A 7,572-nucleotide genomic window follows, 5' to 3' on the forward strand; every position below is an offset into this window, starting at 1 on the left:
GGCGGAGCAGGTGTTTTCTCCGTCTTCACCTCCGAGGCTAAGCGAGCGCGAGTTGACCCTCCCCTTACGTCAGGCTTGAGGTTTAGTACCGACGAAAGGGCAGGTGGATGAGCTACTCCGTGGGGCAGGTCTCGGCCTTCGCCGGGGTGACGGTGCGGACACTGCATCACTACGACAAGGCGGGGCTGCTCTCGCCCAGTGACCGCAGCCACGCCGGATACCGGCTTTACAGTGAGGCTGACCTGGTCCGTCTCCAGCAGATCCTCTTCTACCGTGAGCTCGGCTTCCCCCTCGACGAGATCGCCGCGATTTTCGAGGATCCGCAGGTGAACCCCCTGGAGCGGCTCCGGGCCCGGCAGCGGCAGCTGAGTGAGGAGATCGCCAGGCTGCAGCGGCTGGCCGAGGTGGCGGAACGGGCGATAGAGGTCCAGAAGACCGGGGTGCCCCTGACTCCTCAAGAACGCTTCGAGGTCTTCGGTGAGATCACCTTCGACCTGAGCTATGCCACCGAGGCAGAACTGAAATGGGCGCACTCGGAGGGACAGCGCGAGGCGATGGCGCGCGCGGCTTCTCACACCAAAGAGGATTGGCGTCAGCTCATGGGTGAGGCCGCCGCTTGGCGCGCGGAGCTGCTCGCGGCCTTCGACGAGGGTGAGCTGAGCAACAGCGAGCGGGCCAAGGACCTCGCCGAGGAGCACCGCTTGCACATCTCACGATGGTTCACCTTCTGCCCGCCCGACATGCACCGGCGCATCGCGGACGACTTCGTCGCCGACCCGCGCGCATTCGCTCTGGTCATACCGCCGTCGCAGCAACGCCCGGGCCTGGCCGCCTATACGCGCAAGGCGGTTCACGCCAACGCGGCCCGTCACGCAGGTGGCCGTACCGATTCCGAGGAGGACCAATGAGGATCCTGATCGCCACGGCCGGATCGCGCGGCGACGTCGCGCCCTACACGGGTCTGGGCGCCGAACTGTGCCGGGCCGGATACGACGTTGCCCTCGCCACCACAGACACCTTCGCACCCCTCGTACGCGACGCCGGGTTGGAATTTCGCAGTCTCCCCGCCGACACACGGGTGCGAGGCGGGGTCACAGGCAAACGTGAACTTATGCACACTGCTGCCGCGTTCATCACAGAACTGGGTCAGGGCTTCGCCGACGTGATGGACGATCGCACGGACCTGCTCCTGCTGTCGACCACCACGGCTCCGCTCGGCTGGCACCTCACCGAGGCCACGGGCATACCGAGCCTCGGCGTGTACCTCCAACCCACCGCACCAACCGGCGACTTCCCGCCCATGGTCACAGGCTCCCGCTCGCTGGGCCGTCTCGCCAACCGAGCAACCGGATGCTTCGCACTGCGGATGGCCGACCGCGTCTACGAACAGGCGGTCGCGGCGCTGCGCCACCGCCTTGAGCTGCCCCCGGCCTCTCCTTCCGAGATACGTCGACGACAGGAACAGGCCAATTGGCCCATCTTACACGGCTTCAGCACGGTCCTGGTCCCCCGTCCCTCCGACTGGCGCTCTGGCCTGGATGTCGTAGGCAACTGGTGGCCTCATCACGATGCGGCCGAACGGCTGCCTACTGATCTGGAGGACTTCCTGCGTGCCGGATCCCGGCCCGTCCTCATCGGCTTCGGGAGCATGGCGGCCGGCGACGGGGAACGGCTGAGCGAGATCGCTGTGCGAGCCCTGCGCCGCGCCGGACTGCGGGGGATCCTCCAAGCCGGCAGCGCCGGGCTCGCCGCCGACGGGGACGACGTGCTCACCATCGGGGATGTGCCGCACGCCCTGCTGTTCCCACGGCTGGCCGCGGTGGTCCACCATGGCGGGGCCGGCACCTCGGCCGCCGCGCTGCGCGCCGGAGTGCCTGCGGTCACCGTGCCGGTGACCGCGGACCAGCCGTTCTGGGCGGGGCGACTCGCCGCCCTCGGCGCGGCCACCGACCCGATCCCCTTCCGGTCCCTCACCGCCGAACGGCTTGCCGACTCGCTTGACCAAGTAGTGAAGCAGCAGGCACACAGCCGAGCCGCCGCAAGAGCGGCGGAACATCTGGTGACCGAGAACGGAGCACGTCAGGCACTCGAGACCATCCAGCAGCTGGCCGATGGATGACTCCAATCCGCTCTGATGGAGCCACTTGAGATGACGTCGCAAGGGTGGCCGACCAGGGCGGTGATGAGCTTGCGGGCCCTCGCTCTGGTCAGCCACTTCGCGGCCGTGGCGCAACGCTGCCGCGTAGCGCGGGGCGGTATCGCTGCCCTTGATCACCTTGGCGAACTCCGCGTCGAACCGCTGCTTGCCGACCTTCTCCGCTAGTGGAGCCACGACCTTGCTGAGGATCGGCTGGTCCCTTTGGCCGATGTGGAGGTGTATCAGTGCAGGACTGCGAGGTGGTCGGCGGCGTCTCCGCGCCACTCGATCATGAAGAGGGTGGCGTCGTCGCTGGTGCGCCCGCCCCGTTCCTTCTTCAGCGTGTGGGAAAGCCGGCGCAGATCCGCACGCATCCCGTCAGACCGCTCCTGCCCCAGGCGGTTGACGCAGCGGATGAGGCGTTCCTCGTCGAAGGGCTGCCCACCGTCGACGCGCTCCTCGATGATGCCGTCGGTGTAGCAGAGCACCCGGTCGCCCCGCTGGAGTGTGTGTTCTCTGACGCGGGGCGTCTCGCCTCCAAAACCGACGGGCAGGGTCGTCGCACTCTCCAGCTGCCGCAGGACCTGGCTGTCGCGGACAGCAGGGGCGCGGGGTGGCCGGCATTGACCAGTTCCAACTCACCGGTGGCGATGTTCAGGTGCATCAGCTGCGCCGTGACGAAGTGGTCGTCGCCGAACTGCCGGGAGACGGCTTGGTCCATGAAAGCGTACTTCTCGGCCAGGCTGACGAACACGCGCCGGGCATGGCGGTAGGCGCCGATGGCGATTGTCGCCATCGCGGCGGCGTCCAGGTCGTGGCCCATCGCATCGATCACGGCCATGTGCAGGACGCTGTCGTTGAGTGCGTAGTCGAAGCTGTCGCCCGCGACGCGGTAGGCGGGCTCCAGGATGCCGGCCAACTCGACCTGCGGAACGGTCATCGTCAGCGGCGGCAGCAGACCCCACTGGATCTCCGCGGACACGCTCATCGGCTCCCGGCGCCGGGCCAGGAAGAACTGGTCGGTGTAGGCGTTCTTGGTGACCAGCATGTCGGCCACCAAGCCGGCGAGCCGGCGCAGCAGACGCCGGTCATCGTCGTCGACGCTGTCCAGGGTCAGGGCCAGGACGCCCACCTGATCACTGCCGTCCAACAGGGGCAGATACATCCGCACGCCGCCGCCGGCCCGTGATACCTCGACGACGTCCGCGCTTTGGAAGGCCCGGCCGGCCGGGGAGCCGACCACCGGCTCGGGCTGGCCCACGTGCAGCTTCGTGCCCGGAAGCGGCACCAGCAGCTCCTGCGCGTAGTGCTGGAGCAGGATGGACACCTCACGGCCGCCCATCTGTGCCGCCCCCTCCGCGATCAGCGGGGCGATCAACTGCGGCGGCAACAGCCGCGCCCGATCCAGCAGCACACCGAGCAGCCGCTCGCCGAAACTCTCCGACCGGTCCATGCTCTCCTCGCCCATGGCCCGGTTCGCCACCGCCTTCCCGCCACCCGCACCGGTCACTGCCTGCGCACAACGTGACCTGCTCAAGGCACCGGAGCGGTTCATTACGCCATGCGCGGCATGTCGGCCCGCGCTGTCCGCAGTTGCGCATCCCTCGCCCGGGGACCGCCTCGCCCCGAGAATGATCAAGCTGCGAGCGGAAGCACCACGTCCACCTCAGCCACGCGTTCCTCACGCTCGGGGCACCCGCCGCGCCCGGGAGAACCGGCATCGGGCGCTGGCTCTGTCGGCGCCGGCCAGCATTATGACGTGCACCCGCGATCGGCCCCCGCGCCTGCTGTGCCGCTAGACGTGCTCGTCGCAACGCTGACGCCGGAGTGGATGGATCAGCTTGTCCGCGATCGGAAGGCGGTGGTCCTGACGATGGGCGGCGAATCTCGCTGGCGGCCGTCGCGGCGCTCGTGGTGGGTTACCTGGTAGGCCAGGTGCGTCCGTGGCTGCGGCTGGGCGACTGGGCTGAGGACCAGGTGCGTTCGCAGCATCACACCGCGAAAGACCCGCTGGGTCGTCGAGCGGACCTTCGCCTGGCTCCACCGATCCAAACGACTCCGGATCCGCTACGAGATACGCGCCGACCTTCACCTCGCACTGCTCCAACTCGCCTGCAACATCATCTGCTTGAGACGACTCCGAATCTCATTCTGAAACGATCAGCTAGGAGTTTTCCCTGGGTGGGAGATGTGACCTGGGCAAACGTGGGCCGTAGGGTTTCTGGCCTTGGGAGACGCCTCTCCGTAGCTCTCACGTGTTCACGAGGATTCCCGGCCTCATGTGTGCCGAATCCGTTCTGGTTGGGGCCGACCGGGACATCGCTTCTGGAGGCACCGACCGGCCGTGCCACGAGGAGTAGCGTGGGAGAGGCGAGGCGAGTCCCGTGTTCGCAGAGGCTTTCCGAGGACGGGTGGCCCTCATGACCAGCTCCGACACATCCCCTGTTTCCCGGCGCCTGCCCAGTGGCTCCATGAGGCCGTACGGCCGGGGTGTGCACTTCTCCGTCTGGAGACGACTGAGTCACGCGAAGGAGTCCTCAACGGTGCGTGGTGGCCGCGGTCGCGCGACCTCGGGGCCGAGCTGCCCGCGCGGCTGAGCGCCCTCATCGCACATCTCGGCCCCGTGACCCGCGTCGGGCTGGACACCGCGGCCTGGGAAGGGCTCCCGAGGCGGATCGTCGTCGACGACCGGGTGGTGCACATCGACTCCTTCCCGGTGGGCGATGACACCGTCCTGATCACCCGGGGCGACCAGGACGTGTTCTCACTGCTGGTGGTCCCGCCGAACGCGACATCCGAGGCCGCACGCGCCGCGATGGCCCAGGCCGTCCGGGCCGACAACATCAGCCAGGCGGAACAGATCCTCATCGACACCGGGAGCGGGTACGGGCCATCCGACTGACGAGACCCCAGCAAGGCCGGCGGAGGGGGTGCCGGACGACAGTGGGGAGGTCAGCCGCGCCACTCCACCATGAGCAGCGTCGCGTCATCCGTGGTGTGTCCGCCCCGCGCCCGCTTGAGGGGGTGGGACAGGGCGCGCGTCACCGCCCGTACCCCGCGGCCGGTTCTCTCCAGCTGGTTCACACAGTCGATCAGCTGGTCCTCCCCGAACGCCGCCCCACCGGGCCGGAATCCCACACGGGCGACTCGGTCGGCCGCCAGGTGTCGGGGCACAGGTCTCCGCCCTCCGCCGTGGTGTCGGCACGGCAGAAGACGGAGAGCTCCGAAAGGGAGAGGGGCAGGCGGTGGTCAGTCGCAGGCGGAGACGTGCCTCGCACGGTTTCTCTGTCAGGTTCAGCGAGTTGCTCGTGTAGGCATGGCTGAGACGCCATGGAGCGAGCGCTGCCTCGGTATGCACGACGGAACGGATTGCTCACACGGCGTATCAGTCTCTGCCAGCTGCCTTCAGAACCGGCATACTGGTCAACCTGTGTACCCGCCGAAGCCGCCGCTGCCGGAGGTTCCGCTTCCGTAGCCGCCACGGTTGCCCGACTGATTGGTTCGGGGAGTAGATCTGAGGTAGAGGGGCGTTGGGCCTGAGGGCGAAGGTGTCCAGGACTGCTGACTCACGGCTTCCCACCAGCCCTCAAAGCTGATGTTGACGCCCTGTAGGCGGCACTCCGTTTCGATGGCACTGCGGGAATGCGTGTCCCACTTCAAATGGCGTGGTTTCTCACCGTGGCAAGCCCACAAGGCCGCTTCGAGTGCGCCAGCGGTCAATGCCGGCGATGAAGGGAGAGAAGACCCCGGTGGTGCCGGAAGCGGCGAGATGTCACGACGGTGCACGAAGATGGTTGAGTCATCGCTAGAGATGGCGTACGTCCATAGGGGGCGTAGCGCGATCTGCTCCAACAGAACGATCCGGTGGTGGCCGGCTGTCTTCTTCTCCAGCCTTTGGATCCGGTGCTCTGCGATGCGCCGCTCGATCTCGTAGCGAACCTGCCGGTATCCCTCGGCTGCCTCTTCAGCGCACTCGTGAAAGGCACGCTGTGCGCTCTCCGACTGCGTGACTGCCTTGCCCGACCACCGGCGCCACGGCAGAAGGGCTGGCGGCAGGTTGTCTGGTTCCTTACCTATGTGGAGGTCGACCTGGGTTTCGGGATGCCCGCCATGGGCTAAGTAGAGGTCTCGGAGCGCCTCGGACAGACGGTGGAGATACACGTGCTCGGCCGCCGTCCACCGACCCCGTTCGTCCTGGCAACACGGCACCTTGACCGCTGTCGGTGCCCTGCGCGCTCGGTAGACGATTGCCGTGTGAACCGTTGGCAGGGAGTTACTCGGAAGGAATCGCTTACCGCACATTCTCGCTAGATCGAATGCCAGATCCTTCCGCTCCAAGGCGAGGGAACTGCGTGCCCTTCTACCCATCGGCGTGCCCCTCCTGTCCTTTGACCGCGCGGAGGCGAGTGAATCACTGGGGCGTGGCTCCCCCGCGTTCAGCCGCGACGGGCGCTGCACGAACACGGCTCCCCCTCGTTTCGTTGGACATACCCATATGACCGGCGGCTTGCACAGCCGTGCCGGGTGCCGCGGCGGGCGATGGCTGGGACGATGCCGCAGGCGCGGACCTGGTCGCGGTAGACGTCATGGTCGTAGCCGCGGTCGGCGAACAGTGAGTCCGGCCTGCGTCGGGGGGGTCCGGGTCGGCCGCGGACGGGTGGGGACGGCGTCGAGCAGCGGCAGCAGTTGGGTGACGTCGTTGCGGTTGGCGCCCGTGAGGAGGACCGCGAGTGGGGTGCCGTGCCCGTCGGTGTCCCGAACCTCGTGAGGGAGGCCACGAGCGGGTGGACCTGCCTCCGGCAGGTCGGACCAACACCGTCGAGCTCGTGACTTGCGCTTTTGCGCCGCGGGGGTCGGGGCGTCCCGTCGGCGCGGCGCTGCGCGACGTGCCGACTGTCCTGCCGGGCCCGTTCCAGTCGGTGTGCCCGGTCGTGGATGCACTCCAGCCCGCAGGTCATGGCTCGGCGCGGTGCGGGGCTCCGCCCCAGCACAGTCAGCACCTTCGGTCCCGGGGAATACGGCGTCTGCGCCGGCTCCCGCAGCGGTGAAACCCTCCTCGGCTGAGGTTTCACGATTGCTTTCCCGCTGCGTCTTGAGCACGCAAGGCCCGGCACCCCTCGGTGGCAGGAGCACCGGTCGAGCAGGGCGGTGGCGGTTGTAAGGCCGCCGACCCCGAGAGCTTCACCGAGCAGCGACGGGCCCGGTTCGCAGCCCAAGTGGCCAACCTCGTCGCCACCGGCTGAACGCCCATCAGGCCCTCCTCCTTGGCCCCGCGAGGTGCCCACGGCGCCGCGCCCCCGGTGCAGCGCCTTCTTCATGCCCTCCCCTGCCCCGGTAGCACTAGGTCGTGTCCGCAAAGTCAGGGCAGCCAGAGTCGTAGGCAGGCGAGGGTGACCAGCGCCTGGTAGTGGCGGGCGCGTTTGTCGTAGCGGGTG

2 protein-coding genes and 5 pseudogenes are annotated in these 7,572 nt (G+C 68.0%); 4 read left to right on the forward strand and 3 right to left on the reverse strand.

The window, feature by feature from the left end:
• The first annotated feature begins 107 nt into the window (after nucleotides 1-107).
• Both ACF1BE_RS32535 and ACF1BE_RS32540 read left to right on the forward strand, forming a co-directional pair.
• Nucleotides 108-908 carry a MerR family transcriptional regulator gene (locus ACF1BE_RS32535; protein ID WP_392202588.1) on the forward strand — a complete coding sequence of 267 codons (801 nt, stop codon included), beginning with the start codon at nucleotides 108-110 and terminating at the stop codon, nucleotides 906-908.
• Nucleotides 905-2,119 carry a glycosyltransferase gene (locus ACF1BE_RS32540; RefSeq protein ID WP_392202589.1) on the forward strand — a complete coding sequence of 405 codons (1,215 nt, stop codon included), beginning with the start codon at nucleotides 905-907 and terminating at the stop codon, nucleotides 2,117-2,119. The genes ACF1BE_RS32535 and ACF1BE_RS32540 overlap by 4 nt, the downstream gene beginning before the upstream one ends.
• 260 nt (nucleotides 2,120-2,379) lie before the next feature.
• Here ACF1BE_RS32540 and ACF1BE_RS32545 read toward each other — a convergent pair.
• Nucleotides 2,380-3,605: pseudogene (locus ACF1BE_RS32545) on the reverse strand (PP2C family protein-serine/threonine phosphatase).
• Between the two features lie 516 nt (nucleotides 3,606-4,121).
• Here ACF1BE_RS32545 and ACF1BE_RS32550 point away from each other — a divergent pair.
• Nucleotides 4,122-4,292 (forward strand): annotated as a pseudogene (locus ACF1BE_RS32550) (transposase); the annotation flags it as partial.
• A gap of 265 nt (nucleotides 4,293-4,557) precedes the next feature.
• A pseudogene (locus ACF1BE_RS32555) lies at nucleotides 4,558-5,039 on the forward strand (DUF5994 family protein).
• A 50-nt stretch (nucleotides 5,040-5,089) separates the two neighbouring features.
• Here the strand turns inward: ACF1BE_RS32555 and ACF1BE_RS32560 are convergent.
• Nucleotides 5,090-5,266 (reverse strand): annotated as a pseudogene (locus ACF1BE_RS32560) (serine/threonine-protein phosphatase); the annotation flags it as partial.
• A gap of 1,346 nt (nucleotides 5,267-6,612) precedes the next feature.
• Nucleotides 6,613-6,925: pseudogene (locus tag ACF1BE_RS32565) on the reverse strand (transposase); the annotation flags it as partial.
• Nucleotides 6,926-7,572: the final 647 nt, after the last annotated feature.

The organism is Streptomyces sp. NPDC014991 (assembly GCF_043080665.1).
Taxonomy (GTDB): domain Bacteria; phylum Actinomycetota; class Actinomycetes; order Streptomycetales; family Streptomycetaceae; genus Streptomyces.

Coding starts and splice junctions, on each gene's coding strand:
- ACF1BE_RS32540 (WP_392202589.1), top strand. CDS start 905: ATGAGGATCCTGATCGCCACGGCCGGATCGCGCGGCGACGTCGCGCCC.
- ACF1BE_RS32535 (WP_392202588.1), top strand. CDS start 108: ATGAGCTACTCCGTGGGGCAGGTCTCGGCCTTCGCCGGGGTGACGGTG.